Raw genomic sequence first — 26,732 nt, 5'->3', positions numbered from 1 at the left:
TCCAGACAGGTGAAGAACATGACCTCAACGATTCCTATGCCGTCCGGGAGCGGGACGGACAACAGCAACCTTGTGGAGATGGCCTGGGATCCCATCACCAGGATTGTGGGCAGCCTGGGCATCTACACCAAGATCGATTTCGCGAACAACCAGGTGGTGGAGTGCAAGAGCACGTCCTCGATCTTCCGCGGCTATTCCATCTTCATGAAGGGCAAGGACCCTCGGGATGCCCACTTCATCACCAGCCGCATTTGCGGGATCTGCGGCGACAACCACGCCACCTGTTCCTGCTACGCGCAGAACATGGCCTACGGTGTGAAGCCGCCGAACCTTGGTGAGTGGATCGTCAACCTGGGCGAGGCCGCCGAATACATGTTCGATCACAACATCTTCCAGGAAAACCTGGTCGGCGTGGACTACTGCGAAAAGATGGTCTCCGAGACAAACCCCGGCGTCTTGGCAAAGGCAGAAAATACGCGGGCCCCGCACGAGGGGGACCACGGCTACCGGACCATCGCGGACATCATGCGCTCGCTGAATCCGTTCACCGGGGAGTTCTACCGCGAGGCTTTGCAGGTCAGCCGGTCCACGCGCGAGATGTTCTGCCTGATGGAAGGCCGCCACGTGCACCCGTCCACGCTCTACCCCGGCGGAGTGGGGACCGTGGCCACCATCCAGCTCATGACGGACTACATCACCCGGCTTATGCGGTACGTGGAATTCATGAAGAAGGTCGTGCCAATGCATGACGATCTTTTTGATTTCTTCTACGAGGCACTGCCGGGCTACGAGCAGGTGGGCCTGCGCCGGACACTGCTGGGCTGCTGGGGCTCCCTCCAGGACCCTGACTACTGCAACTTCGAGTACAAGGACATGACCGAATGGGGCCGGAAGATGTTCGTCACCCCGGGCGTGGTGGTGGACGGCAAGCTCGTCACCACCGACCTGGTGCGGATCAACCTGGGCATCCGGATCATGCTGGGCTCCTCCTACTACGACGACTGGGAAGACCAGGAGATGTTCGTGACCCACGATCCCCTGGGCAACCCGGTGGACCGCCGCCACCCCTGGAACCAGCACACCAACCCCAGGCCACAGAAGAGGGACCTCAAAGAGAAGTACAGCTGGGTCATGTCCCCGCGCTGGTTCGACGGCCAGGACAACCTGGCACTGGACACCGGCGGCGGACCTCTGGCGCGGCTCTGGGCCACGGCGCTGGCCGGGCTGGTGGACATCGGCTATATCAAGGCAACCGGCAGCAGCGTGCAGATCAACCTCCCCAAGACTGCCCTGAAGGGTCCCGTTTCCTTCGAATGGAACATCCCGCAGTGGAGCAACACGCTGGAACGCAACAGGGCCCGCACCTACTTCCAGGCCTACGCGGCCGCGGCGGCGCTGCACTTCGCCGAGAAGGCGCTGGAGGAAATCCGGGCCGGCCGGACCAAGACCTGGGAGAGCTTTACTGTTCCGGACGAGGCCATCAGCTGTGGCTTCACCGAAGCGGTCCGCGGTGTCCTGTCGCACCACATGGTGATCCGGGACGGCAAGATCGCCAACTATCATCCGTATCCGCCCACTCCCTGGAACGCCAGCCCCACGGACTCGGCCGGGATTTCCGGACCCTACGAGGACGCGGTGCAGGGCCAGCCGATCTTCGAGGAGAACGACCGCGAGCACTTCAAGGGGATCGACATCATGCGGACCGTCCGCAGCTTCGACCCGTGCCTGCCGTGCGGGGTCCACATGTACCTGGGCAACGGCCAGACCCTGGACATGTTGCACTCGCCCACGCAGACCCTGACCGGCGAGTAACCTGCCATGCCCGGCGCGGACCGGCCGGTGCAGACCAGCGAACTGCATCCCGGAGAACGGATCGGCACGCTCCTCGACGCCCTCGGCGCCGGCGGGGCGGTGGCCCGCGGCCGCGCCGAAGACCTGGTCCGGCAGGTCACCGACATGTACGGCTCGGGACTGGAACGCATGCTGGAAATCCTGGATGAGCAGGGAAAACTCGACGGCGGGACGCTGGCAGCGCTCGCCTCCGACGAACTGGTGTCCGGCCTGCTGATCATCCACGGCCTGCATCCCGAGTCGATGGAGACGAGGGTGGCCGGCGCCCTGGACAGCGTCCGGCCGTACCTGGGCTCCCATGGCGGGGACGTGGAACTGTTGGATATCAGCCCGGAGGGCGTCGTGCGGTTGAAGCTGCTGGGCACCTGCCAGGGCTGCCCGTCGTCGTCCGTTACGTTGAAGTTCGCCGTCGAAGAGGCGATTGAAACGGCAGCCCCGGAGGTCACAGCCATCGAAGTGGTGGAGGCGGAAAAGCACGCCGCCACCCCGGCCTTCATCCCTTTGGAATCCCTGCTCGTCCGGCTGAACAGTACCGACCTGCCGGAAGGGTCCTGGGAGCCTGTCCCCGGCGTCGCCGATCTGGAACCCGGCAACGTGGCCGGGTTCCAGGTGGGCGGCTATGCGCTCCTGGCCTGCCGGACCGGGCAGGACGTCTACGCCTACCGGGACCGCTGCCCGCGCTGCGACGGGTCCATGGCCGGCGCCGCCCTGCAGCGCGCCCTGGCCGCCCCTACCGGCGGCGGCCTGCTCCGCTGCCCCACCTGCCGAGCACACTTCGACGTCCGCCAGGCAGGCTCCTGCCTTGAAGACCGCAGCCTGCACCTGGACCCGCTCCCCCTGCTCGTGCGCAGCGGCGTGATGTCCGTGGCTGTGCCGGTCGCGGCCGGAAAGCGCGGCTGACATGGAGGCGCCCGGCCTGCCCGTTACACTGCTCCGCCGGATCGCCGCCGCGAGACCGGCAGCGCCCGCCGGCGAGCGCTGCGAAATGTGCGGGGAGCCCATCGCTGCCGAACACCAGCACGTGGTGGACCTGGACAGCCACGCCATGATGTGCACGTGCCGGCCGTGCTACCTGCTCTTCACGGACAGCACCGCCCACCTGCGGTACCGGTCGGTGCCGGACCGGTACCTGTCCTTCCCCGATTTCGAGCTGGGCCTGGGCCAGTGGGACGAGCTGGAGATACCCGTGGGACTGGCATTCTTCTTCCGCAGTTCCAGAATGGAGCGGACGGTTGCGTTCTATCCGGGCCCTGCCGGCGCCACCGAATCCGAGCTGCCCCTGGACGCGTGGGATGCCGTGATGGCGCGGAATCCTGCCCTGTCCATAGCGGCCCCGGACACCGAGGCGCTCCTGATCCGGGGCCCCGGCGGGGACCATCCCCAGGCCGATTGCCACCTGGTCCCCGTGGACGCCTGCTACGAGCTGGTGGGACACCTGCGGCGCCTGTGGCGGGGGTTCGACGGCGGCCAGGAGGCCCGCGACCAGCTCACCGCTTTCTTCGAAAAAGTCAGCCGCCGCAGCAAGCCGGTCCATGAAGCCACCCGGGAATCAGCCTCCGGAGGCCCACAGTGATTGCGCTGGCATTCGAGGTCCTGGACATCCTGCCGGAGCCGTACGCGGCCGCACCCCAGCTCACCGCGACGCTGCGGGTGACCGAGTCCACCGGAGCCGCTGTGCACGCCATCGCCCTGCGCTGCCAGGTCCGGATCCTGCCCCAGCGCCGCGGCTACACGCCGGCGGAAGAGGCCGGCCTGCTGGACCTCTTCGGCGAGCGCGGCCGGTGGCCCACCACACTGAAGTCCTTCCTCTGGCTGCAGTGCAGCACCATGGTCCAGGGCTTCACCGGGGAAACTGAGGTGCGGCTGCCCCTACCCTGCACCTTTGACTTCGACGTCTCCGCGGCCAAGTACCTGCAGTCCCTGCGGGACGGGCTGGTCCCGCTGGAACTGCTGTTCTCCGGCACGGTCTTCACCCGGGGCGAGGCTGGCTTCGGCGTGGAACAGGTGCCCTGGGACCTCGAAGCCTCCTACCGGCTACCCGTGGACGCCTGGCGCCGGCTCATGGACCAGTACTTCCCCAACACCGGCTGGCTCCGCCTGGACCGGGACGTGCTCACCGCACTGGCGCACTACAAGGCGGCCCGCGGCCTCACCTCATGGGACGCCACCCTGGAGAGCCTGCTGGCGGACGCCACGGCGGTGTCCGCGGCAGTATTGTCACCCGCAGCGGTAGCTCCGGCGGCGTCAGCCGCCGCGGGACTGTCAGGAGACGGTCGGCCATGAACATGAGCCTGAGCCTGGCCCGCGCCGTGGCCGATGCCGTCCTCTACGAGGGCTACCTGCTCTACCCGTACCGTGCGTCCTCGCAGAAGAACCAGGCCCGCTGGCAGTTCGGCATCCTCGGCCCGCCTGGCGCCGCCGCAGCCGGCACCGGCGAAGAGCCGGACATGTTCGCGGACTGCCTGCTCACCCCCGGTCCGCAGGCCGCCATCGAAATCCACGTGCGCTTCCTGCAGCTGCAGAGCCGGACCGCCGAGAAATTGGACGACGACGGCGGGTTCACGGCGGTGGATGAGCTTACGGTCGGTGCCGCCCGCTGGCTGAGCTGGGACGAGGCAGTGGAGCGGGAGGTCACGCTGGGACCGTTCGCCGTGGCCGGGTTCAGCGGGCAGAAGACAGTCCTGCCCGTTGAGGTTCCCGGCGGGGAGGACACCGAGGAACTCCGTGACGCCTCGGGGCGGCTGACCGGGCGGCTGGTCCGCCGTCGTCGTCCGCTTCAGGGCGAGGTGAGGCTGGCAGCTTCGCCAGCCGGCGGACCGCTGGTCAGGATGCGCGTCGGGGTTGCCAACGTGGCGGCGATGACGGCGGCAGCGGCCCCTGCGTCAGGCGCGGCGGATGGCTGGACAAGACAGCATGCCATCGCGGAATCCTTCATTGGCACGCACCTGCTCCTGAGCCTCCAGGACGGTGATTTTGTCTCCCTGCTTGAGCCACCGCCGAGCGCGCAGGCCGCCGCGGCCGCCTGCGTACAGCACCGGTGCTGGCCCGTCCTGGCCGGTCCGGAAAGGCAGTCGGATGTGCTGCTGGTATCCCCGATCATCCTCTACGACCACCCCGCCGTCGCGCCCGAAAGCTCGGTGGCGCTGTACGACGCCACCGAAATCGACGAGATCCTCACCCTGCGGGTGCTGACCCTCACCGAGGAGGAGAAAGCCGAAGCCCGGGCCACGGATCCGCGGGCGGCGGCCATCATCGACCGGTGCGAGGCCATGTCCCCGGCGGAACTGCAGCAGCTGCACGGCATCCTGCGCAGTCCGCATGCCCTGGACGGGGCTGCAATGGATGGCGCTCTGGACAGTGGTGCCCTGGATGTCGCTGCCTTGGACGTCGCCCTGGACAGCCGGGAACCCATACCCGGACGCAGCGGTGCGGACGCCGCATGGTGGACACCCGAGGCCGAAGCCCTGGTCCAGCCGCATTTGGATGCGGTCCTGATCAACGGGGTTCCGGTGGCCAGGGGCAGCCGGGTCCGGGTGAATCCGAGCCGGCGGGCCGACGCACAGGACCTGTTCTTCGCCGGGCAAACGGGCCGCGTTACCAACGTGCACTTCGATGTTGACGGCAGCACCCACGTGGGCCTGGTCCTCGAGCAGGACCCCGCCGCAGACCTCCACGAGGGCTACGGCCGGTCCTTCTACTACTCACCGGAAGAGCTCGAACCCCTGGGGCAGGATGGAAAGGAAAGCCCGCCATGAGAATCATAGGAATGGCCACCGTAGCGTTTCTGGCGGCGTTGGCACTCGGCGCCGTCTACGTGGGGATCCGCTCGGTCCCCGACGTCCAGCGCTACCTGAAGGCACGGCGGATGTGAGCCCGGTATGACTGTGCTGGTGGCAGGCGTGGGCAACATGTTCCTGCGCGACGACGGCTTCGGCCCGGAAGTCGCCCGCCGGTTGGCCTCGGAAGGGGACCTGCCGCCCGGCGTCGAGGTAGCCGACTACGGCATCCGCGGCATGCACCTGGCCTACGATCTCCTGGCCGGAGTGGACATGCTGGTGCTTGTGGATGCCGTGCCGCCGGAGCGCGGGACCGAACACAACAAAGCCCCCGGCAGCCTCCGTGTGCTCCGGATCCGCAGCGAAGATCTCGACGCCGGCGCCACGCTGGACCCGCATGGCATGGACCCTGCCGCCGTCCTGGGCAGGCTCCGATCGCTGGGCGGCAAGGCCCCCGTGACCTATGTGGTGGGCTGCGTTCCGGCCGACGTCACCGATGGCATCGGACTGACCCCGCCCGTGTCTGCGGCCATCCCGGCGGCGATGGCCGCCGTCGTTAAGCTCCTCAGCCAGCACACCTCCAAATAGACCTAAGGCGGACCAACCATGTGCCTCGGAATCCCCGGCCAGGTCATCGGCCCCATCGATGGCTACGGCAACCAGCTCGCCCTGGTGGACGTGGCCGGAGTGCAGCGCAAGATCAACATCGGGCTCCTGGATGACGGACCGCTGCCCCCAGGCAGCTGGGTCCTGATCCACATGGGCTTTGCGCTTGAACGGGTGGATGATGCAGGCGCCGAACGGGCCATGAGCGGCCTGGAACTCATGGGCCAGCCACGGCAACCCGGCGACGTCAGCCAAGGCGGATAGGCGGATGGGACGGCGTCCAGCGTTCGCCTCTTCAGCATTCCAGTGCGATTTATCGTTCGAGGGCGATGGCTGCGCCGCGATGCTCCACTCCGGTGTTGGCGATCTTGAGGTGCCTGCCGGTGAAGAGCTTCAGCTGCTGCAGCTGGCGGGGTGTCAGCCGGTCACAGACCCAGTCCCAGTGGAGCGAGACCACATCGCCCGCCACGAGTCCGGCAATGAAGCCGGTTCCGTTCACGGCATACTTGGCGGTCTCCACAACAGGCTCGCCGACGGCCAGGGTCATTCCGTCCCAGGTCAGGGGACGCGACTTCACCACGGCTTCGTCGCCCGTGATGGCCAGGACCTCGCCCCACCGGATCCGGCAGCGGTCCAGGACGTTCAGCGCAGTGGCATACCGGCGGTCATCACGCAGCAGGCCCAGCCAGGGATAGATCTCCAAGACGTGGAAGCTGTGGTGCGGGACGCCGCCAGCCAGGACGCCTTCCACGAGGTGCGGAAACTGCCAACCGGTGCGTGCGCGGAACCGGTCTTCCATCGAGTTGCCCATGGTGCTGATGCCCACGGTGTCCAGCAGATTGTTTCCCACCCAGTAAGCCTCCACAACGCGGGCGTCGAGCGGGTCCGGGATGCCGTGGGCACCGGCAATCAGTTCCAAGTAGGGAAAGGCGCCGGCAAAACCCTTCGCGAGCTCCCGCAAGCCTTGGTCGGTGACCCCGGACTGGCCGTAGTGGAGCAGGGCGTCACTGTCCGGAGGCCCGCAGCTGCCTCGCGAATTGGGCGGGTAGGCATACCGCACAAACATCTGGGCGCCGTCGATAACCATCGCGTGGCCACCTTCTCCGAGGGTCTTTCGAACGTAGCACCGCAGCCGGTCCCGGACAAGGGCGCGTTAGCAACCGGGGCACCATAATATGACCGTTAACAGCCTCCGACCTTGTGCGGCGGCTGTCGGACCGAAAGCAGGGGTAACGCACCATGGCAACCACTGACCTGAACCGCCGCGCCGCCCTTCAACTTCTGGTGGCGGGAGGCTCTGCAGCCCTGCTGGCCGGATGCGCGGGCACCCCCGGTTCCCCGCCGTCGTCGGGCCCTGCAACGAACATGGGGAACAGCGGCAGTGGCGGTGGCAGTGGCGCGATCAGCGTCACCGATCAGCGCGGCAAAACCCTTACGTTTTCCCGGCCGGTGACGCGGGTGGTGACCATCCCCATGCCGGCGGCGTCGCTGCTGGTAGCGGTGGACCGTACGGCGGACCACCTCGCCGCCATGCACAACGCCTCCTGGGTGGCCATGCGCGACGGCATCATGGGCACGATCTTTCCCAAGGCACTGGACCTGCCGCACGAGATCGCCACCCAGGACTTCACGGCCAATGTGGAGAGTGTGCGGGCCCTGGACCCGGACGTGGTGATCCAGTGGTCCGACGCCCAGCTGATCGACCCGCTGGAAAAAGCCGGTCTGAACGTCATCGGGCTGACCAACACCGGCAAGCAGGAGGACGTGGACGCGTGGATGGCCATGTTCGCCACGATGCTGGGGAAGCCCGAACGAGCCGTGGATATCAAGACCCGCAGCGACATGGAACTCGCTGCCATCAAGAAGATCGCGGCGGGCCGGAACTCCGCGCGGCCCAGCATCCTGTACTTCAACCGGTTCACCGGCGGCCTGAAGGTGGCCGCGGCCAATAGCTACAACGATTTCTACATCAAGCTGGTGGGCGGCACGAATCCCGCCACCGGGGACGATCCGCTGCAGGGCTCGGGGATGGTGGGACTGGACGTGGAGCAGGTCCTGCGGTGGGATCCTGAGATCATCCTGCTGGGAAATTTCGACGCCGCCATGCCCCGGGATCTTTACTCAGACCCCGTGTGGCAGACCGTGTCCGCGGTCAAGAACCGGCGTGTGTACAAGGTGCCGCTGGGCGGGTACCGGTGGGATCCGCCGGGGCAGGAGTCACCTCTGATGTGGCACTGGCTCAGCGACATCGCGTTCCCCCAACAGCGCTCCCTCCTCCGGAACAAGGTCACCGAGTACTTCGATTTCCTGTACAGCCACAAGCCCACGGCGGCGGAGCTGGACAAGGTCCTGTGGACCGCAGCCAACGCTGGTTCTGACCACTACCGGCAGTTCAATGCTGCATGACGCCAGCGACGAACGGCTTGACGCCAGCCGCGCCCGTGCGCCCGGTGGCCCGGAGCTGGACACCGGCGCCGCAGGGGACGCCTACGACGCCGGCCGGAACAATGAGCGGGCCGGTGGCGGTGAGGGGGATGGGGACGCTGCGCGTGACGGGCGGCCAGTCCCATCGGCCCTGAAACCCATCGCCATCAGCACCATCTTCCTGGTTGCCGTCACTTTGGTGGCCCTGGCTGTGGGCCGCTACAACGTTCCGCTCTGGCACGTGGTGCAGATACTAGTGGGGCAGGCCGTCCCGATCCCCTCCGAGGCCACCGCCACGGAGCAGAATGTGGTGCTCCTTGTCAGGCTCCCCCGCGTGCTGCTGGCGCTGCTGGTGGGCGGCGGCCTGGCGATCGGCGGCGCCGCGCTGCAGGCCATCTTCCACAATCCGCTGGTCAGCCCGGATATCATCGGGGTGTCCGCGGGCGCATCCTTCGGCGGCGCGCTGGCGATACTTCTGGGGCTGGGGACGTTCGCGCTGATCACCAGTTCCTTCGCATTCGGACTGATCGCGCTGGCCATGCTGTTCCTCATCACGTCGGGGCGCGGCGGGACTCCCCTACTCATGATTGTGCTGGGCGGCGTGGTCACGGGATCGTTCTTCTCCGCGCTGGTAGCCCTGGTCACCTACATCGCGGATCCCAACACCACCCTGCCGGCCATTGTGTTCTGGCTCCTGGGTAGCGTCGCCACGGCCACGTTCGGCAAGGTGGCGGTGGCGCTCATTCCCGTCGTCGGGGGCGCGCTGGTGCTCCTGGCCCTGCGGTGGCGCATCAACGTGCTCTCGCTGGGCGACGACGACGCCACCGCGCTGGGGATCCGGCCCCGGCCGCTGCGCTGGGTGGTACTGGTTTCGGTGGCACTGATTGTGGCGGGGGCGGTGGCCGTCAGCGGCGCAGTCAGCTGGGTGGGCCTGGTGGTCCCGCACCTGGCCAGGATGTGGGTGGGCCCGGACCATCGGGTCCTGCTGCCGGTGTCCTTCCTCCTGGGCGGCGCATACATCATGCTCGTGGACAGCGTGGCACGCACCGCCACCGCGGGTGAGATCCCGCTCGGTGTGCTGACGGCGCTGATCGGCGCGCCCGTGTTTTTTGTCCTGCTGCGCCGGAACCGGGACAGGATCTGGGAAAGTGCTTGAGCTCAACGGCGTGGGCTTCGGATACGGCCGGACGGACTGGGTCTTCCGGGACGTCAGCTTCCAGGTCCTGCCGGGAACCGCCACCGCCGTCCTCGGTCCCAACGGCAGCGGAAAGACCACGCTGGTGCGCTGCGCCGCCGGCCTGCTGAACCCAGTCGAGGGCAGCGTCACGCGGGCGGCCAGGGCAGGCTATGTCCCGCAGGCCCATGGCAGTACCTTCGCCTACCGGGCCCTGGATATGGTGCTGATGGGACGTGCCCGGCAGATCGGGCTCTTCCGCTCGCCCGGCGCGGCGGACCGGAGTGTTTCCCTGGAGGCCATGGACAGGGTGGGTATAGCCGGCCTCCGCAGCAGGTTCTTCCCCACCCTGAGCGGCGGCGAGCAGCAGCTGGTCCTGATCGCCCGCGCCATCGCCGCCGGCTGCCCCGTCCTGGTGCTGGACGAGCCCGCCACCGGCCTGGACTTGAAAAACCAGGTCCGCGTCCTGCGGCTCCTGCGCGAACTGATGACCGACGGCATGGCAGTACTCCTCAGCACGCACCACCCGGACCACGCCCTGTACCTCGCGGACCGGGCCGTCCTGCTCACGGCCGGCGGTCCCCGTACCGGTGATGCCCTGGAGCTCCTGAGCGAGAAGGAACTCACGGCCCTGTACGGCGTGGGCGTCAGCACCATGGCCTACGTCGACGGCCGCAACACCCGCCGGACCGTAGCGGTGCACTACGGCGGCCAGTGAGAGAGCGTTTGCGGTTAGCCGGTGTTGCGCAGGCCGGCCGCTACCCCGTTAACGGTGATCAGCATGGCCCGTTGGAGACGTTCGTCGATCTCGGCACCGCTGATGCTCTCGTCTTCGGCGCCCTGGGCAGCCCGCACACGGCGGAGCAGTTCCACCTGCAGGTAGCTGATGGGGTCCAGGTACTGGTCACGGATCTCAAGCGAACGCTTGAGCGTCGGCTGCGCGTCCAGGAGTACATTCTCACCGGTCAGGTTCTGGATCTCGGTAACCGTGAGTTCGAACTCTTCACGGATGGCCGCGAAAATGTGGTGCAATTCCTTGGGAACCAGGGTGGCCACGTAGTACCCGGCGATGTCCAGGTCCGTTTTGGCCAGCGTCATCTCAACGTTGGAGACAACGGACCGGAAGAAGTGCCAGTTTTGCATCATCTCCACCAGCTGGGCGGAGTTTCCGGCCTCGCGGGCAGCCTTCAGGCCCGAGCCGACACCGAACCAGCCCGGCACGATCTGCCGGGACTGCGTCCAGCCGAACACCCACGGAATGGCGCGCAGTCCGCCAAGCCCTGCCCCGGAATCCGGGCGCTTGGACGGACGGGAGCCGATATTCAGCGAGCCGAGTTGCTCCACCGGGGTGGAGGCCAGGAAGTACGCGGGCAGGTCCGGGTGGTCAATCAGCTTCCGGTACCGGTCGAAGGCGCCGTCGGAGATAATCTCCATAACGTGCCCGTACCGTTCGCGCTGGTCATCCGAGGTGCGCGGGTCCCGGTGCAGGGCCGAGCCCTGGAGTACCGCCGCGAGGGACAGCTCCAGGTTTTCCCGGGCCAGCTCCGGCAGCGAGTACTTGTCCGAGATGACCTCGCCCTGTTCGGTGAACTTGATCTCGCCTTCGAGCACGCCGTTGGGCTGGGCCATGATTGCGTCATAGGTGGGTCCCCCGCCGCGGCCCACGGACCCGCCGCGACCGTGGAACAACCGGACACGGACGCCATGCTTGGCCGCCACGTCGCGCAGGTTCCGCTGGGTCTTGTGGATCTCCCACTGGCTGGTCATCACGCCGGATTCCTTATTCGAATCCGAGTAACCCAGCATGATTTCCTGGACGTCGCCGCGCAGCCGGACCAGGTCTCGGTACGACGGAACGGACAGCAGCTGGTCCACGATCTCCGCCGAGGCTCGCAGTTCCTCCACGGTCTCCAGCAGGGGCGCGAACCCGATCCTGGCGTAGGGAGATTCGCCGAACAGGTTGATCAGGCCTGCCTCGCGGGCCAGGACAGCCGCGGCCAGGACGTCGTCCGCGCCGCGGGTCATGGAAATAATGTAGGTCTCGATGACGTCCGGGCCATATGTGCGCAGAGCGCGGCGGACCTCGCGGAAGACGTCGTACGTGCCGTCAGCAACGCCGTCGAGCTTAATCGGGTGGCCGGACAACGGCCGGCGTGACGCCAGCTCCGAACCGAGAACCTCAAAGCGTTCAACGCGGCTCAGTTCCGCATAGCGGATGCCGGGGCCGCCCAGCCGGTCCATCAGCTGGCCAACGGCGTCATGATGGTGGTCGGCGTGCTCTCGGATGTCCAGGGTGGCCAGGTGCAGGCCGAAGGAGGCGACGGCGCGGCGGACCCGGGCCAGCGCGCCATCGGCAACGAGCGACGCCGAGTGATTGCGGAGGGACAGCTCCAGCAGTTCGAGGTCGTTGAGGAGTTCCTCTGTGGACATGTAGTCACGGCCGTGCTCGTGGGTGGAGTCCGCGGCAACCCGTTTGCCCGTATTGATGAGCTTGGCCTTGATGCACGTGAGTTTGAGGCGGTAAGGCTCCTGGGCGTTGAGCTCCAGGACGCGCCGGTCCAGGCCCGGCAGCTTTTTCAGGTCCGCGTCGATGGAGTCCAGCAGGGACTGGTCCGCGCCGGACAAGGCGGTGGAGTTGGACAGGATGGAGATCAGCTCGTCCATCATCGCGATGCTGATGCGGACGGCGTGCTGGTTCTGGATCTGCAGGATGTCCCTGGTGACCGCCGCCGTGACGTTGGGGTTGCCGTCCCTGTCGCCGCCGATCCAGGACCCAAACCGGATGGGTGCGTCCTGGGACGAAAGGCTGACGCCGTGCTCACCGAGCAGTTCCGCGAAGTCCGAGAGCATCTCGGGCATGGCGTCGGTCAGGATGCCGCCGAGGTAGTAGATCGCGTTGCGGGCCTCGTCCACCGGGGTGGGGCGGACCTGGCGCAGTTCGTCGGTCTGCCACATCTGGTCGATGACTTCCGAAAGCTGGCGGTCCTGCCGGCGGCGCGCGGTGGTGCCTTCCCTCGTGGGCTCGGCCAGGATATCGGAGAGCCTGCGGATCTTGTCCAGCACGGAACGGCGCGAAGCCTCGGTGGGGTGGGCGGTGAAGATGGGGCGGACGTCCAGCCCGTTGACCACTTCCTGAAGGACTTCGGGCCCCGCCTTCGCGGCGATTTCGGTGACGGCCTTGGCCAGCCACCCGTCCTTCTCCTGCCGCGTCCGCAGGCCGCGGACCCGGTGGACCTGCTCGGCCGCGTTGGCAAGGTGGAAGTAGAACGCGAACGCACGCACCAGGTCCGTGGCTTGCTCGATCGGCAGGGAGCCGAGCAGTTCGCGGACCTGCTCGACGACGTCGTGCGCACTCCAGGGGCCGGTAGCATCGGCACCGCCACGGGCGGCTTCCTTGGATTCCTTGGTGAGGAGGCGCACCTGCTCCACCAGATCCAGGAGTTCGGGCCCGTGCTGGCGGACCAGGGATTCGCCAAGGAGAGTGGAGACGCGCCGGACATCGGCCCTCAGTTCAGAGGCGAGGTCGGTTGCGGAATTCATTGCAGTGTTAGCCATGGAAACTGTCTTTCGAGGGTTCGGACTTGGCTCGTACACTGCGCTGGATACTGTGAGCCACGTTACTAGCTATCGATGCTACCTGCACGGGATGGCGAAGGCGGAATCCGTCTCAGATATTGCACCGGTCTCCGCCCTGCCGGAATGGACCTCAGCGGACGATCTTGAAATTGAAATCCGGAGTCCCCAGCGCCGACCACAGGCGCAACCACACCGGGAGCATCATCTCCGTCCCACGAGCGGTGGTGATGTCTCCGAGGTCAATAATATCGCGGTGGCCCAGCTCCCGGAGCAGGGCCGTCACGGTGTTCTTGGCGTCTGCGTCGTCGCCGGAGACAAACACCGAGTGGTCCCCGCCGCCCAGCCGCCCGGGGTCAACCATCAGCCCGGCGTTCATGGTGTTGAGGGTTTTGACCACCCGTGCCTCCGGGAACGCGTGCTGGATCCGTTCGGCGTTACTGTCCGTGTTGACCGGGTTCAGGACCGGCGGCATGCCCTGGGAGAAGTCGAGCGGGTTGGAAACGTCCACCACCACTTTCCCCGACACGTTGGCCGACCCCGCCGCACCGAGGGCACTGAGCGCACCCGCGCCGTTCGTTGCATTGACTAACAGTTCCGCCCCGGCTGCTGCCTCCGCGAACGTTTCCAGTGCTATGTGCTGGTTGGCTACGTGCCACTCGCTGAAGGGTGGCGTGCCCATGGCGTCCGGCGCACTGCGGGCAAGAGTCTTGCCCGGGTCGCGGGTTCCCACCACCACGTCGTGTCCCAGCGCGGACAGCGCGCCCGCCAGGGTCCGGCCTGCAAAACCCGTACCCAGGACCGCGATTTTCATAGTTCCTCCAAGTTCCGCCGTGGGAGTTCTGGAACGATACTCCGCCGCTTTCGACGTTACTCTCCGCTACCGGCAGAACAAGAGCCACGTCAGCAGCGCGGCCGTGGTGGAATGAACTGTATGCAGACGCCTTTTGGAGGAATCATGAATACCACCGCCAACGCCGCCGCGCAGCTGGAACGCTGGCAGCGTTTCCGCGCCAACCGGAACAAAGCCCTCGCCACCCGCCACGGCTGGCTGACCCTCACCTCCTTCCAGTGGCTGGAATCCCGGCCCGCCGCCGTCGACCTGGTCCCCGGCCTCTGGTCAACGGACGGCACGACGGCGACGCTCACCGCTGCTGCGCACCACGGCCTGACGCTGGCGGAAACCAGCGAGCCCGTGGACGGGACCATTACGGCCTCCCTCACCAACGAGGAATCCTTGATGTGGGTGCAGTTCGGCGGTGCGGACGGGCAGCAGGTAGTAGTGGAACTCGCCATGCGCGCGGACCGGTACGCCATCCGGACCCACGATTCCGGGTCGCCGGTGCTGACGGAGTTCGACGGCGTTCCCACCTTCGATTACAACCCGGCTCTGGTGATCGAGGCAGCCTACGAGGCGTATCCCGAGCCTGTGGCGATCCCGATCGGAACCGCCAATCCGCTGGTGGACGGGGTGCATTATTCGGTGGGTGAGGTGGTTTTCCGGCTACCGGGGATTGAGCATGAGTACCGGCTGCACGCCGAGGAGGAACAACTGGGGGCGCTGACCATCACGTTCCATGACGAAACCAACGGCGAATCAACGGATGAATGGCGCAAAGTCTCGACCCCCCGGCCCCGGGTTGACGCGTCAGGGAAGGCCACTGTGGTTCTGGACTTCAACCGCGCCATCAACTACCCCAGCGCCTTCACCCCGTACGGCACCTGCCCCATGCCCGTGAAAGGCAACAGCCTGGATGCGAGGATCGAAGCCGGCGAAAAGCTGCTTCTCCTCGCTGATTGAGCGCGAAAGGACACTTAAGCCCCAGCGGAACGGGGCCTCATGTGTCCTTTCGCGCTAAATGGTGGGTCAGACGATCGCTGAGACGCCGGTGACCGCCCGGCCCACAATGAGCATGTTGATTTCGAACGAGCCCTCGTAGGTGTAGATGGCCTCGGCATCGGCGAAGATTTTGGCCATCCTGTAGTCGGTCACGATCCCGTTGCCGCCAAGGATGGACCGCCCCAGCGCCACGGTCTCGCGCATCCGGGCACTCGTATAGGACTTGGCGAGCGCCACCTGCGGCATGTCCGCCGCGCCGTCGTCCTGCAATTGGGCAACACGCGCCATCATGGCCATACTCGCCACCGCGTTGCCCAGCATGGTCACCAGTTGCTGCTGGATGAGCTGGAATTTCGCCAGCGGCCGGCCGAACTGGTGGCGTTCGACCGCGTACTGCCGGGCGACGTCGAACGCCGCCAGCTGCTGCCCCACGGCCTGCCACGCCACCATGATCCGCGAGCCACGCAGGAGCTGGTTGGTGTCCTCGAAACTGCTGATGCCGGCGAACCGGTCGGACTCGGCGACCCGGACATCCTCAAACACAATGTCCGCGTTCTGCACGGTCCGGAGCGCAATCTTGTTCTCGATCCGGCTCCGGCTCACACCCGGCAATGAAGCATCAACGATGAACCCGCGGACGGCACCTTGCCCGTCGGCGGCCACGGCCTCGTCCCTGGCCCACACCAGCAGGTAGTCGCAGAACGTCCCGTTCCCGATCCAGCGCTTGGCGCCGTTAAGCACCCACGAGTCGCCGCCGTCGTCGGGCTTTCCCGTTGCGCTGGAGATGCGCCGGGCACGGGTTTCCATGCCGCCGGCCACATCGGAACCATGGCCGGGCTCCGTCAGCGCGAACGCGCCGGTGATGCGCAGGCTTGACGCGTCCGCAAGCAGCCTTGCCTTCTGGCCGGCCGAACCAAACCCGTAGAGCGACTCCACAAACAGATCGTGGTGAACAAGGAAAAATGTGGCGATCGACGTATCAACGCGCGTCATCTCGGCGATGACCAGTCCCGCGAAGAGATTGCTGTAGCCGCGCTGAGCCGGCGTGCTCAGCTCCAGAGCGGCGAGCTTGGGCAGGATGTGCGCCGGGAACTCCGCCTTGTTCCACCAGTCCGACGCGTACGGGGCGATCTCCGTGGCCAGGAACTCGCGCAGCTCGGCCAGCTTGGCCCGCTCCTTAGCGCTGAGGAAGGACTCGTAATCGAAAAAATCGGCAGTGGGCAGGTCGTCGATCGCTGGCCCGGAGGTAGCTGGTTCCGAAGCTGGGGGTCCCGAAGCTGCGGGTCCCGAAATGGCCGGCTCGGAGGCGGGCGGTTCGGCGGTGCGGGGCCGGCTCATTTCGGTCCCATCCGGATGGCGCCGTCGAGCCGGACGGTTTCGCCGTTGATCATCGCATTTTCCACAATGTGAGCCACCAGGCTGGCGTATTCCGCGGGCCTGCCCAGACGTGACGGGTGCGGAACCTGCCGGCCCAGGGAAGCCTGGGCTTCGTCAGACAGCGTCGCCATCATGGGCGTTTCGAAGATGCCCGGGGCGATGGTCACCACGCGCACCAGGGATCGGGCCAGTTCCCGGGCCAGCGGCAGTGTCATGGCGGCGACGGCGCCCTTGGACGCGGCGTAGGCCGGCTGGCCGATCTGCCCGTCGAAGGCAGCCACGGAGGCGGTGTTGATGATGACGCCGCGCTCAGGGCCGCCCAGCTCAGTATTCACAGGTTCCGTTGAAACCATGGCCGCGGCCGCCAGACGCAGCACATTAAAAGTCCCGATCAGGTTGACCTGGATGACGCGGTTGAACGTGTCCAGCGGGAGGACGCCGTCCCGGCCCAGGACCTTGCCCGGCGTGGCGACGCCGGCGCAGTTCACAACAATGCGGAGCGGCCCGAGCGCCACAGCGGTGTCGACGGCGGCCTGCACCTCAGCTTCGTTGGTGACGTCTGCGGGGACAAAGGCCGCTCGTGGCCCCGAACCGCTGCCGGCGGCGTTAAGCTCGGCGGCGTAGGCCGCACCGGCAGAGGACGGCAGGTCGATCAGCACCACCGAGGCGCCGGCGTCGAACAGGCGTTTCGCTGTGGCAGCCCCCAAGCCGGACGCCCCACCCGTAATCAGCGCGACAGTACCCAAGACGTCCATACATCCTCCTTGATGCGGCTCCGACACCGGCGACCGGCGCGAAACAAAAGTTAGTGAATCTTAACTGAAATTCGGGCGGGCCGCACCCGCTAGGCTAAACGGATGACGGATGCCGAACCCACCAACTGGCAGCCCGCCGACTGGCAGGAGCGCGCCAACGTCGCGGCACGCTCCGTCACGGGACTTTTCGGCCGGCGCCTGCTGTTCCTGCCGGGAACCCACCTCGCTGCCGTGCAGTGGCCGTCGAAACACCTCAAGAACCTCCTCCACCCGTGGCACTACTGGTGGCAGGCCCACTACGTGGACTGCCTGGTGGACGCCGGGCGCCGCGAACTGGGCAACGGAGCCACCCCTGCAGCCAGGTTCAACGGCCCGCACCACCCCAGCGCCGGCAAGCTCGCGTCCAGGCTCGTCACCGGGATCCGCCTGCGCAACGCCTTCACTTTCGTCAACAACTATTTCGACGACATGGCCTGGCTGGCTCTGGCGACGCGCCGACTGCAGGGCCTGGCCGAGGAGACGCGTAAACCCGGACGCCGCCGCAACGCCAGGGTCCACAAAACCCTGACCCTTCAGTTCGATTCCGCCTCCACGGACGACCTGGGCGGGGGGACCTTCTGGAGCAAAAAGCGCGATTTCAAGAACACCCCTGCCACGGCCCCTGTGGCGCTCTACTACGCCCGGACAGGCCAGCAGGCCAAGGCACAGCGGCTGGTGGACTGGCTCAATGCCGTGCTGTTTGACAAGGCCCAGGGCCTCTACATTGACGGGGCGCGGCTCAATGCGGCCGGCGAAGTGATGGTGGAGAACACCATCTACACCTACAACCAAGGCCCCGTGCTGGGAGCGCTGCTGGAGCTCGGCGGCGATGCCAACCTCGCCCGGGCCGCGGTGCTGGTGGACGCGGTCGCGCAGGAGCTCACCATACCGGGGCGGCTCGTCGTACGTGGCGAGGGCGGCGGTGACGGCGGACTGTTCACTGGCATCCTGGTGCGCTATCTGGCGCTGGCCGCCCGGGACGAACGGCTTCCGGAAAGGATCCGGGCCACCGCCCGCAGCCTAGTGACCGACACGGCCGAGGCATTCTGGGCAGGCAGAACGCAAAGGGACAACGGGGCCCTCGTTTTCTCTCCCCAGCCACACCGCGCGGCGGACGCTACCTATCCGCCAGACGCCGCCGTCGAACTGTCCACCCAGCTCCAGGCCTGGCTGGCACTGGAGGCCGCAGCCAGCCTGGCCTGGCCGCCGCTCACCGCGGCAGAGCCGGCCGCACCCGGACCGGGGCAAGCTGGGCGACAACCAGGACGGCAGTGACGGAGCCGGCAGCCATGATTGCCGCGAGCACCACGATCTGGAAACGCCCCGCCTCCAAGGGTGAAATCCCGCCGAAGATGGCTCCCACGAACGCTCCGGGGAGGGTGACCAGACCCGTGGTTTTTGTCTGGTCCGTGGCCGGAATCAGCGCAGCGTGGACCGAACGGCGGGCGAGATCCAGGGTTGCCTGCCGAGGCGAAGCACCCAGGGCCAGCCAGCCCTCCACCTCTTCCCAATGGTCATGGACGGACTCGGCGAAGCGCCGGCCGGCCAGAACCGCGACGGTCATGGCGTTGCCGATCACTATCCCGCCGATGGCCAGGGCATAGCGGGGAGTGAAACCGATGGCGCCGGTGGCGAAAATGATGAGCAGCGTGGCGGTGATGCCCGCAGCCATCGAACCTCCCACAACGGCGAGGCGCGGCCAGCTCCAGCCAACCCGCCGCGTGGCGCTCACCACGGCGACGGCGAACATCAGCAGCAACGCAACACCGACCCAGAGAGGGCTGGTGATCACGCCGCTAAGAATGAAACTCACTGCAGCAAGCTGCGCCGCTCCCCGAAGGATGGCCAGTGCGGGAGGAAACCGGGACGGCACATGGAATGCCAGCAGGGCGGCTAATGTCAGCGTCATCAGGAGACCCACGCCCGCCAGTGTCGGCACGAAATCTGCGAGCTCGGACATGAGGCCAGCATAGCCACCGGACCGCGATTCGCAGGCTCCGTTGCCGAAGTTGGGAACATCGGGACCGGTCTGCCGCATCACACCTGCTTGGGCTAATTAAGTCACGCAACGGTTTCGTAATTGATGTGATCCTCATCACATATCATCGATCGGGCTTGGCGGCTTAGGTATGGCTAACCTACAGTTTCTCGAGTGAGCCTCCCCTAACTTACCCGGCTCACCAGGACCCCGGTCCGACTGACTTTTTCGCAGAAAGTAGCCCCCATGAAGATCCGCACCAACGCGCTGGCCGGAATCGCTCTCGCCGCCGCCGCCGCACTCGGCCTGTCAGCCTGTGGCTCCGCCGCTACGCCCGCGGCCACCGGCAACGCCGCCGCTGACGCCAAGGTTTCCGGCGAAATCACGGTCTACAACGCCCAGCACGAAAGCCTGACCGAGGAATGGGTCCAGGCCTTCACCAAGGAGACCGGCGTCAAGGTCACCCTGCGCAATGGCGAAGACCCCGAGATGGCCAACCAGATCATCCAGGAAGGCGCTGCCTCCCCGGCTGACGTCTTCCTCACGGAGAACTCCCCGGCCATGACCCAGGTGGAGAACGCCGGGCTGTTCGCCGACGTGGACAAGTCCACGATTGACCAAGTGCCGGCCGAATTCCGTCCGAGCACCAACAAGTGGACCGGCATTGCCGCCCGTTCCACTGTTCTGGCGTATGACAAGACCAAGCTGAGCGAAGACCAGCTGCCCAAGTCCATGCTGGATCTGGCCAAGCCGGAGTGGAAGGGCAAGTGGGGCGCTTCCCCGTCCGGCGCTGACTTCCAGGCGATCGTCTCCGCGCTGCTCGAGCTCAAGGGCGAGGCCGCAACCGAAGAGTGGCTCAAGGCCATGAAGGAAAACTCCAAGGCCTACAAGGGCAACAGCACCGCCATGAAGGCCGTCAACGCCGGTGAAATCGACGCCGCCCTGATCTACCACTACTACTACTTCGGCGATCAGGCCAAGACCGGCGAAAACTCCAATAACATCGCTCAGTACTACTTCAAGAACCAGGACCCGGGGGCCTTCCTGTCCGTCTCCGGAGGCGGCGTACTGAAGTCCTCCAAGAACGCGGCCGCGGCCCAGGAATTCGTCAAATTCATCACCGGCAAGAAGGGCCAGGAAGTCCTTAAGACCGGAACCTCCTTCGAGTACGCCATCGCCTCCGAGGTCGCCGCCAACGAGAAGCTGGTTCCGATCAAGGACCTGCAGGCCCCCAAGGTGGATCCGGCCAAGCTGAACTCCGCGAAGGTCACGGATCTGATGACCAAGGCAGGACTGCTGTAATTCAGTGACCACTGACCTCTCGGCACCCCGAACTTCGGGGAGCACGACGACGGCGGGCCGGGGCAAGCGCCCCCGCCCGCCATTCGGCGTTTCTGCGGTAGCGATCCTGGCGGTGCTGATCGCCCTGTTTTCCTTGCTCCCGCTGGGCTACGTCATCTTCATGACCGGCGCCACCGGTTGGGATACCGCCGTCGCGCTCATCTTCCGCGAGCGTGTAGGCGAACTGCTCCTGAACACCGTGCTGCTCATACTGGTCACCGTTCCGCTCTGCCTCGTGCTGGGTGTAGGCGGCGCATGGCTCGTGGAGCGTACAAAGCTGCGGGGCCACAAGGTCTGGGCGGTCCTGCTGGCCGCACCTTTGGCCATTCCGGCCTTTGTGAACAGCTACGCCTGGGTTTCTGCCGCGCCTTCGCTGGAGGGGCTTTGGTCAGGTGTGCTGATCGCCACACTGTCCTATTTCCCACTGGTCTACATCCCGGCGGCAGCCACGCTCAGCCGGCTGGACCCCGCTATTGAACAGTCCGCGGCCTCCTTGGGCCTGGGCGCCTGGCGTGTATTCTTCCGGGTGGTGCTGCCACAGCTGCGCATCGCCATGTCCGGCGGCGCGCTGCTCGTTTCGCTGCATCTGCTGGCCGAGTACGGCGCCTTCGCGATGATCCGCTTCGACACGTTCACCACCGCAATCATGGTGCAGTACCGGTCCACTTTCAACGGCACGGCCGGCAACATGCTGGCCAGCGTCCTGGTGTTCTTCTGCCTGATCCTGCTCGTGGTGGAGGTCCGCGGACGCGGCACCGCACGCTATGCCCGGGTCGGCTCCGGTGCCCAGGCCAAGGCAATGCGGCTTCCGCTGCACTCCTACCACGCACCTGCCCAGCTGTCCCTGCTGGCCCTCACCGCACTGGCCTTCGGGCTCCCGCTGTGGTTTGTCATGCGCTGGATCATCGCCGGCGGTCCCGGAATCTGGACTGCGGACGAGTTCCTGCCGGCACTCCTGGCCACGCTGGGCTACGGCCTGGCCGGTGCCGTGGTGACCACCGCCGTCGCGTTCCCCATGGCCTTCCTTGCCGTGCGGCACCCCAGCTGGTTCAGCAAATCCCTGGAACTCTCCAATTACATCACCAGCTCCATGCCCGGGATTGTGGTGGGCCTGGCATTCGTGACCGTGAGCATCCGGGTTTTCCCGGGGGTTTACCAGACCGCAGGGGTACTGATCGCCGCCTATGTGCTGCTGTTCCTGCCGCGGGCACTCGTGAACATCCGCTCCGGACTGGCGCAGGCACCCAAGGAACTCGATGAGGCCGCACAGTCGCTGGGCAAACCGCCACTCCTCGCATTCATCAGGGTGACACTCCGGCTGACAGCACCGGCCGCCGCCGGTGGAGCGGCCCTGGTGTTCCTGGCAATCGTCAATGAACTGACCGCAACACTGCTGCTCTCCCCCAACGGCACGCGGACCCTCGCCACCGAGTTCTGGAGCAAGAGCAGCGAGATCGATTACGCCGGCGCGGCCCCGTACGCCCTGCTGATGATCCTGCTCTCGGCGCCCATGACCTACCTTCTCTTCCAGCAGTCCAAGAAAGTGGCCGGACAGTGACCGAACAATCCCCCTCCAGGCTTCCGGAACCGCGGATCGCGGCGTCGGTGGCACCCACCACCAACAGCCACCTGCAGATCACCGATGTCACCCGGAACTTCGGTTCCCAGGCCGTCCTCAAAGGCGTCAACCTGTCTGTGGCCAAGGGCGGGACCACGGCCATCGTGGGACCCTCCGGCTCGGGGAAGACCACCCTCCTGCGGCTGATCGCAGGCTTTGAACATCCCGCCACCGGAAGCATCTCGCTCAACGGCTCCAAGGTGGCGGGCGACGGCGTCTGGCTGCCCGCGCACAAACGCCAGGTGGGGTACGTGGCCCAGGACGGGGCGCTGTTCCCGCACCTGACGGTGGGCCAGAACATCGCATTCGGCCTCGACACTGCCAAACTCACGGGTGGCCGCCGCGCGGTTGCAGGCCGGATCAACGAACTGCTGGACATGGTCTCCCTGGACCCCTCTATGGCCAAGCGCCGGCCACACCAGCTCTCGGGCGGTCAACAGCAGCGGGTGGCCCTGGCCCGTGCGCTGGCCCGCGAACCCGAGCTGATGCTGCTGGATGAGCCTTTTTCGGCTCTCGACGCCGGCCTGCGCGTGGCAACGCGGCGGGCCGTTGCGAAGGTTCTTAACGAAGCCGGCGTCACCACCATCCTCGTCACTCACGACCAGGCCGAGGCCCTGTCCTTCGCGGACCAGGTGGCCGTGATGCGCGGCGGCAAGCTGGCCCAGATCGGCAATCCTTTTGTCGTCTACACCCGCCCCGCCGACCGCGCCACTGCGGAGTTTCTCGGCGACGCCGTCATCCTGGATGCCTGGATGGAAGGTTCGCTGGCCACGTGCTCGCTCGGCGGCATCCCCGTGCGCCGGCCGCCGGCCCAAGGCCGGGTGCAACTGATGCTGCGTCCGGAGCAGATCCGAATTGCCGAGGATGGGCCCATCCGCGGCGTGGTGGTGGACACCGACTACTTCGGCCCGGAAACCACCGTGCGGCTCAAACTCTCGGTGTCGCCTGAGCTGGCGGGCGGCACGGACCACCGCTATCCCGGCGGCGGCGAGGTCATCACCATCCGGCACTGGAACGCCTCCATAGCCCGGCCGGGAATGGAACTCTGCCTGCGCGTGGTGGGCGAAGCCGTGGCTTTCCCGCTGGATCCCGCCGACGACTAACCCCGGTGATTGAGCCTCTCGAAATCCGGCGCTACTGACCCCCGGCGGGCTTCTTCTTCTGCGGATACGGCGCCTCGCCCCGGGCCAGCATCTCCACAAAACCTGCGATTTTCCGTTCCCGCGTGGACGCCTGCTTAACCGAATTCGTCCGGTAAATCAGGGCATACCGGTTCACGGACGTGAGGACGTCGAACATGGCCTGGGCCTCGGGAACGGCACCGATCGCGGCGGCCAGATCCGGCGGGACTTCCGCCGTCGCCTGCCCCACGTAGGCTGCCTCCCAGCGCCCGTCCGCCTTGGCGGCGTCGACGGCCGCGCGGCCTGCCGCAGTCATCCGGCCGGCAGCCTCGAGCTTCCCGATGCGGTCCACATTCCGCGCCGACCAGACGCTCTTCGGGCCGCGGCGGGTCATCCGTTGGAAGGAGCTGTCGTCGTCGCGCCTTTTGCCCTGACCGTCGATCCAGCCAAAGCACAGCGCCTCCTGCAGCGCGGCTTCGTAGTCCAGTTCGGTGGTGTTGCCGCCCCTCTTGTGCAGCACCAGCCACACGCCAGGGCTCTCGTTGTGGTTGGCCTCCAGCCACAGCCGCCACTCCGCCGCGTCCGCTACCAGCAGTTCCTCGAGTTCAATGGCCATGGCCCTATTCTGCCTGCCTTCCGCAGGAAGTGGCATGATGGCGGTAGTCCACCTGTCCCGGTTTCGAGGAGGAACCCATGCTGCGTGTCCGACCCGTCCATTTCACCTCCCGGCCGGACAGTTGGGAGCCAATCCTGACTGCCCTGGGCCTGGCCAAGACCGTTGATGACGGCCCGTGGCGGGAGTTCGACGCCGGTTCCGGCCGGCTGGCCCTGCATCTGGCCGACGCCGGTGCCACGGACGACGGCACCACGGCCCTGGGCGTCGAGGTGGGCGATCTCGCCGAATTCGCCCGGCGCACCGCCCTGGCCGCGGAGGAATCCGGAAACACCGTCGCCGAACTCATTGCCGCTGACCACGGCGAGTCCTGCCGCATCACCAGCCGGGACGGCTTCAGCTTCCTGGCCGACAAAGGTGCGCGGGAGCCCAACGCGGCGGACGCGGATCCGGCACTCACCGTCGTCGGCGTCTGGTTTACGGCGGATCCCGGCGCGGCCGCGGTGACGCTTCAGGACATCGGCGCCAGGTTCCGCCCCGTCCCGGACGCAGACGAAACCGCCGACTTCACCGCCAAGAACGGCGGGGTGCTGATGGTGCGCCCGGCATCCGGCCCGCCGCGGTCCGGCCTGGGATTTGAGTACGACGGCGATCTGGGCGCCTTGCGGGACCGGCTCGCGGCCGCCGGGCTGGACGTCAGCGAAACCGAGGAGGCGTTCGGCCGGACCCTGCACGTGGCCAACCCCGATTCCGCAGGCACCACCGGGACTGCGGCAGCCGCTGCCGCCCCGCACGTCCCGCCCACCCTCTGGATCTCGCAGCGCCTCGCCTCACAGTGAACCGGGCCGAGGGGTGAGATTCCTGCGCTTTGGGCGACGCTTTACGCTGAGAGCTCACCCCTCAGCGGTCCACGGCCGTCCGATGGGGTAGAACTTAACCATGAACGTTCGCACTCCTGACCCGAATCCCGGCTGGCTCTCCGAAGAAGACCTTTTTGAGGCCCGCGGGAGGCTCCCCATGATCTATGTGGAGGCCGTGCCGGTCAGGCTGGATCCGCTGGGTTTTGTGAACGAGGTTGGCACGCTGCTCCAGGCTGATGAAGACGGAAACATGATCCGGTCGCTGGTATCGGGCCGCGTGATCTACCGCGAGACCATCCGCGCCGCACTCCTGCGCCATATGGAAAAAGACCTGGGGCCGCTCGCCTTTCCGCAGCTCCCCATCAGCCCCGTCCCCTTCACGGTGGCCGAATACTTCCCGGCCCCCTCCCAAACCGGCTTCACCGACGACCGCCAACACGCGGTGTCCCTGGCGTACGTCATCCCGGTGACCGGCGAATGCGAGCCCCGCCAGGATGCCCTGGAACTGACCTGGATGACTCCGGCGGAAGTGCTCAGCGCCGACGTCCAGCTCGAATTCAGCGGCGGCCGCGGCGCCCTGGTCCGCCAGGCGCTGGCCTTTGCCGGAGTGGGTCACTGACGCCCGCGGGATCTCCGGCGTCCCCGACTTCCGGCGCCCCGCTTTGTAGACTGTAGGGCGGACCGCAAGAGAACTTAAGGACTCCCATGACCGAAAACCCAGCCTCCCGGCACTACAGCGAACAGCAGGCTGGATCTCTGACCACCGGCGATCAGCTCCTGCTCCCCGACGGCGAACGCACCGCCGAAATCCAGCACGTGGAGTTTGAACCGGATGATTTCGGGACCCCTGCGGTAGTCCTGGCGAACCTCACCGGCGGCGGAACCCTCCGCATCGCGGCCGGCTCCACCGTGAAGATCCTGGACACAACTGTCCTGGTCACCTCGGTTCCGGACACCACTCTTCAGGACGCAACGCCCGACGCCGTCACGCAGCTTCCGGTCGCGGCGCAGCCCCCTGCCGAGCAGCCACAACACCCCGACGAAGGGAAGGCAGCCCCGGCGGCTCCCGCCGTCGTCGTACCTCCCCTGCCGGCCATCCCGCCTGCGGCGAGCGGCCCCTCCGCGGAAGAACTGGCGCTGATTCCGGCGCCGCAGGGCACCCCTGAAGCGGTAGTGGAGGCTGCCGCGGAAGCCCACCCGGACGCCGTTGGTGTGCTGCTGCTGGCGGACAAGCTGGCCAAGGGCATCAACTTCAAGTCCGGCAGCTGCCTCAAGGACCTCAGCGACCTTGCCCACGAACTGTTCATCACGCTCAAGGATCCGGACGGGGCGCTCACGGTGGCGGACCTGCTCAACGTCCTGCCGTTCGACGGCAACCCGGGCCGGTGGGCGTCCGTGGAGGCGTCGCTGGCGTTGTCCAGCTTCATCTGCCGCCAGGACCGGCAGGAGGAGCGGGCCGAAGTCTATGAAAAGCTGCTCCGCATGCCCGAAAACCAGGAAACGGACCCGTTCAAGGCACGGATGAACGCCAAAGTGCGCCAGCGTTCGCTGAACGAACCCAACCTGTACGACAAAGAGATCTTCCGCTCGATCGACAACTCCAACCATGAGGCCGAGCGGGAGTGGCGGCTGCTGCGCCTCGAATCCCTGCTGTTCCTGCGGGCACACGGCGGGTCTGAGACGATCGGTGCGGGCGAACTCCAGCGCCGGATCAGCAACGAACTCGAGGCCGTCCGGGCCTGAGCTGTCCGGGCGGGGGAATTACCCCCTACCCGGGGCTGCGCCC

26 protein-coding genes are annotated in these 26,732 nt (G+C 66.7%); 19 read left to right on the top strand and 7 right to left on the bottom strand.

What is annotated here, in order from left to right:
- Window positions 1-18: 18 nt before the first annotated feature.
- From ACQCSV_RS03985 to ACQCSV_RS03950, 8 genes are read left to right on the top strand one after another with little or no spacing between them, the layout of a single operon-like run.
- The gene (locus ACQCSV_RS03985; protein ID WP_354154699.1) at window positions 19-1,812 is read left to right on the top strand and encodes a nickel-dependent hydrogenase large subunit; all 1,794 of its coding nucleotides are present in this window, start codon (window positions 19-21) and stop codon (window positions 1,810-1,812) included.
- Window positions 1,813-1,818: 6 nt separating this feature from the next.
- The gene (locus ACQCSV_RS03980) at window positions 1,819-2,751 is read left to right on the top strand and encodes a NifU family protein (protein WP_354154700.1); all 933 of its coding nucleotides are present in this window, start codon (window positions 1,819-1,821) and stop codon (window positions 2,749-2,751) included.
- A gap of 1 nt (window position 2,752) precedes the next feature.
- Window positions 2,753-3,424, top strand: a complete 672-nt coding sequence (locus ACQCSV_RS03975; protein ID WP_426939183.1) for a DUF5947 family protein — start codon at window positions 2,753-2,755, stop codon at window positions 3,422-3,424.
- The gene (locus ACQCSV_RS03970) at window positions 3,421-4,134 is read left to right on the top strand and encodes a DUF6084 family protein (RefSeq protein ID WP_354154702.1); all 714 of its coding nucleotides are present in this window, start codon (window positions 3,421-3,423) and stop codon (window positions 4,132-4,134) included. Before ACQCSV_RS03975 ends, ACQCSV_RS03970 begins: the two co-directional genes overlap by 4 nt.
- Window positions 4,131-5,606 carry a hypothetical protein gene (locus ACQCSV_RS03965; RefSeq protein WP_426939182.1) on the top strand — a complete coding sequence of 492 codons (1,476 nt, stop codon included), beginning with the start codon at window positions 4,131-4,133 and terminating at the stop codon, window positions 5,604-5,606. The genes ACQCSV_RS03970 and ACQCSV_RS03965 overlap by 4 nt, the downstream gene beginning before the upstream one ends.
- Window positions 5,603-5,722 (top strand): DUF6893 family small protein, encoded by a 120-nt coding sequence (locus ACQCSV_RS03960; protein ID WP_426939181.1) that lies wholly within the window; start codon window positions 5,603-5,605, stop codon window positions 5,720-5,722. The genes ACQCSV_RS03965 and ACQCSV_RS03960 overlap by 4 nt, the downstream gene beginning before the upstream one ends.
- Before the next feature lie 7 nt (window positions 5,723-5,729).
- The gene (locus ACQCSV_RS03955; RefSeq protein WP_354154704.1) at window positions 5,730-6,215 is read left to right on the top strand and encodes a hydrogenase maturation protease; all 486 of its coding nucleotides are present in this window, start codon (window positions 5,730-5,732) and stop codon (window positions 6,213-6,215) included.
- 18 nt (window positions 6,216-6,233) lie between these two features.
- A complete protein-coding gene (locus tag ACQCSV_RS03950; protein ID WP_354154705.1) occupies window positions 6,234-6,497 on the top strand; it encodes a HypC/HybG/HupF family hydrogenase formation chaperone in 264 nt (87 codons plus the stop codon).
- A 49-nt stretch (window positions 6,498-6,546) separates the two neighbouring features.
- On the opposite strand, the gene ACQCSV_RS03945 is transcribed toward ACQCSV_RS03950, so the two are convergent.
- Window positions 6,547-7,320 (bottom strand): DUF6390 family protein, encoded by a 774-nt coding sequence (locus tag ACQCSV_RS03945; RefSeq protein ID WP_354154706.1) that lies wholly within the window; start codon window positions 7,318-7,320, stop codon window positions 6,547-6,549.
- 152 nt (window positions 7,321-7,472) lie between these two features.
- Here ACQCSV_RS03945 and ACQCSV_RS03940 point away from each other — a divergent pair, with 152 nt between their 5' ends.
- Genes ACQCSV_RS03940 through ACQCSV_RS03930 form a run of 3 tightly spaced genes read left to right on the top strand, consistent with a single transcriptional unit; the run spans window position 7,473 to window position 10,549 of the window.
- Window positions 7,473-8,639: an ABC transporter substrate-binding protein gene (locus tag ACQCSV_RS03940; protein WP_354154707.1), complete on the top strand. Its 1,167-nt coding sequence runs from the start codon at window positions 7,473-7,475 to the stop codon at window positions 8,637-8,639.
- Entirely contained in the window at window positions 8,629-9,813 is a 1,185-nt protein-coding gene (locus ACQCSV_RS03935) for an iron ABC transporter permease (RefSeq protein ID WP_354154708.1), read from the top strand. Before ACQCSV_RS03940 ends, ACQCSV_RS03935 begins: the two co-directional genes overlap by 11 nt.
- Window positions 9,806-10,549, top strand: coding sequence for an ABC transporter ATP-binding protein (locus tag ACQCSV_RS03930; protein WP_354154709.1), 744 nt, complete (start codon window positions 9,806-9,808; stop codon window positions 10,547-10,549). The genes ACQCSV_RS03935 and ACQCSV_RS03930 overlap by 8 nt, the downstream gene beginning before the upstream one ends.
- Window positions 10,550-10,563: 14 nt before the next feature.
- Here the strand turns inward: ACQCSV_RS03930 and ppc are convergent, their stop codons facing one another.
- Window positions 10,564-13,386 carry a phosphoenolpyruvate carboxylase gene (gene ppc / locus ACQCSV_RS03925; RefSeq protein WP_426939180.1) on the bottom strand — a complete coding sequence of 941 codons (2,823 nt, stop codon included), beginning with the start codon at window positions 13,384-13,386 and terminating at the stop codon, window positions 10,564-10,566.
- 151 nt (window positions 13,387-13,537) lie between these two features.
- A complete protein-coding gene (locus ACQCSV_RS03920) occupies window positions 13,538-14,218 on the bottom strand; it encodes an NAD(P)-binding domain-containing protein (RefSeq protein WP_354154711.1) in 681 nt (226 codons plus the stop codon).
- A 144-nt stretch (window positions 14,219-14,362) separates the two neighbouring features.
- On the opposite strand from ACQCSV_RS03920, the gene ACQCSV_RS03915 reads away from it, so the two are divergent.
- Entirely contained in the window at window positions 14,363-15,205 is an 843-nt protein-coding gene (locus tag ACQCSV_RS03915; RefSeq protein WP_354154712.1) for a DUF1684 domain-containing protein, read from the top strand.
- A gap of 66 nt (window positions 15,206-15,271) precedes the next feature.
- On the opposite strand, the gene ACQCSV_RS03910 is transcribed toward ACQCSV_RS03915, so the two are convergent.
- Together ACQCSV_RS03910 and ACQCSV_RS03905 are read right to left on the bottom strand one after the other, a co-directional pair.
- The gene (locus tag ACQCSV_RS03910) at window positions 15,272-16,582 is read right to left on the bottom strand and encodes an acyl-CoA dehydrogenase family protein (RefSeq protein WP_426939179.1); all 1,311 of its coding nucleotides are present in this window, start codon (window positions 16,580-16,582) and stop codon (window positions 15,272-15,274) included.
- Window positions 16,579-17,376, bottom strand: a complete 798-nt coding sequence (locus tag ACQCSV_RS03905; RefSeq protein ID WP_354154713.1) for an SDR family NAD(P)-dependent oxidoreductase — start codon at window positions 17,374-17,376, stop codon at window positions 16,579-16,581. The genes ACQCSV_RS03910 and ACQCSV_RS03905 overlap by 4 nt, the downstream gene beginning before the upstream one ends.
- 102 nt (window positions 17,377-17,478) lie before the next feature.
- On the opposite strand from ACQCSV_RS03905, the gene ACQCSV_RS03900 reads away from it, so the two are divergent.
- The gene (locus ACQCSV_RS03900; RefSeq protein WP_354154714.1) at window positions 17,479-18,690 is read left to right on the top strand and encodes a glycoside hydrolase family 76 protein; all 1,212 of its coding nucleotides are present in this window, start codon (window positions 17,479-17,481) and stop codon (window positions 18,688-18,690) included.
- Here the strand turns inward: ACQCSV_RS03900 and ACQCSV_RS03895 are convergent.
- Window positions 18,626-19,375: an ABC transporter permease gene (locus tag ACQCSV_RS03895; RefSeq protein WP_354154715.1), complete on the bottom strand. Its 750-nt coding sequence runs from the start codon at window positions 19,373-19,375 to the stop codon at window positions 18,626-18,628. The two genes, ACQCSV_RS03900 and ACQCSV_RS03895, sit on opposite strands and share 65 nt — an antisense overlap.
- Before the next feature lie 264 nt (window positions 19,376-19,639).
- Here ACQCSV_RS03895 and ACQCSV_RS03890 point away from each other — a divergent pair, with 264 nt between their 5' ends.
- Genes ACQCSV_RS03890 through ACQCSV_RS03880 form a run of 3 tightly spaced genes read left to right on the top strand, consistent with a single transcriptional unit; the run spans window position 19,640 to window position 23,455 of the window.
- Window positions 19,640-20,695 carry an iron ABC transporter substrate-binding protein gene (locus tag ACQCSV_RS03890; RefSeq protein WP_354154716.1) on the top strand — a complete coding sequence of 352 codons (1,056 nt, stop codon included), beginning with the start codon at window positions 19,640-19,642 and terminating at the stop codon, window positions 20,693-20,695.
- Between the two features lie 4 nt (window positions 20,696-20,699).
- The gene (locus tag ACQCSV_RS03885; protein WP_354154717.1) at window positions 20,700-22,292 is read left to right on the top strand and encodes an iron ABC transporter permease; all 1,593 of its coding nucleotides are present in this window, start codon (window positions 20,700-20,702) and stop codon (window positions 22,290-22,292) included.
- On the top strand, window positions 22,289-23,455 hold the full coding sequence (locus ACQCSV_RS03880; RefSeq protein WP_354159543.1) for an ABC transporter ATP-binding protein: 1,167 nt from the start codon (window positions 22,289-22,291) through the stop codon (window positions 23,453-23,455). Before ACQCSV_RS03885 ends, ACQCSV_RS03880 begins: the two co-directional genes overlap by 4 nt.
- A gap of 31 nt (window positions 23,456-23,486) precedes the next feature.
- Here the strand turns inward: ACQCSV_RS03880 and ACQCSV_RS03875 are convergent, their stop codons facing one another.
- Window positions 23,487-24,089: a YdeI/OmpD-associated family protein gene (locus tag ACQCSV_RS03875; RefSeq protein ID WP_426939178.1), complete on the bottom strand. Its 603-nt coding sequence runs from the start codon at window positions 24,087-24,089 to the stop codon at window positions 23,487-23,489.
- 77 nt (window positions 24,090-24,166) lie between these two features.
- Between ACQCSV_RS03875 and ACQCSV_RS03870 the strand changes: the two genes are divergently transcribed.
- The 3 genes from ACQCSV_RS03870 (at window position 24,167) to ACQCSV_RS03860 (ending at window position 26,689) form a co-directional block, all read left to right on the top strand.
- Window positions 24,167-24,925, top strand: coding sequence for a VOC family protein (locus tag ACQCSV_RS03870; protein WP_354154720.1), 759 nt, complete (start codon window positions 24,167-24,169; stop codon window positions 24,923-24,925).
- 100 nt (window positions 24,926-25,025) lie between these two features.
- Window positions 25,026-25,565 (top strand): NUDIX hydrolase family protein, encoded by a 540-nt coding sequence (locus ACQCSV_RS03865; protein ID WP_058930120.1) that lies wholly within the window; start codon window positions 25,026-25,028, stop codon window positions 25,563-25,565.
- 86 nt (window positions 25,566-25,651) lie between these two features.
- Window positions 25,652-26,689 carry a DUF6707 family protein gene (locus ACQCSV_RS03860; protein ID WP_426939177.1) on the top strand — a complete coding sequence of 346 codons (1,038 nt, stop codon included), beginning with the start codon at window positions 25,652-25,654 and terminating at the stop codon, window positions 26,687-26,689.
- The last annotated feature ends 43 nt before the right edge of the window (window positions 26,690-26,732 follow it).

The sequence above is a fragment of the Pseudarthrobacter sp. S3 genome, assembly GCF_050156905.1.
GTDB lineage: Bacteria > Actinomycetota > Actinomycetes > Actinomycetales > Micrococcaceae > Arthrobacter.
Note: the sequence above shows the minus strand (reverse complement) of the source record. Positions and strands in the feature narration are given on the sequence as shown.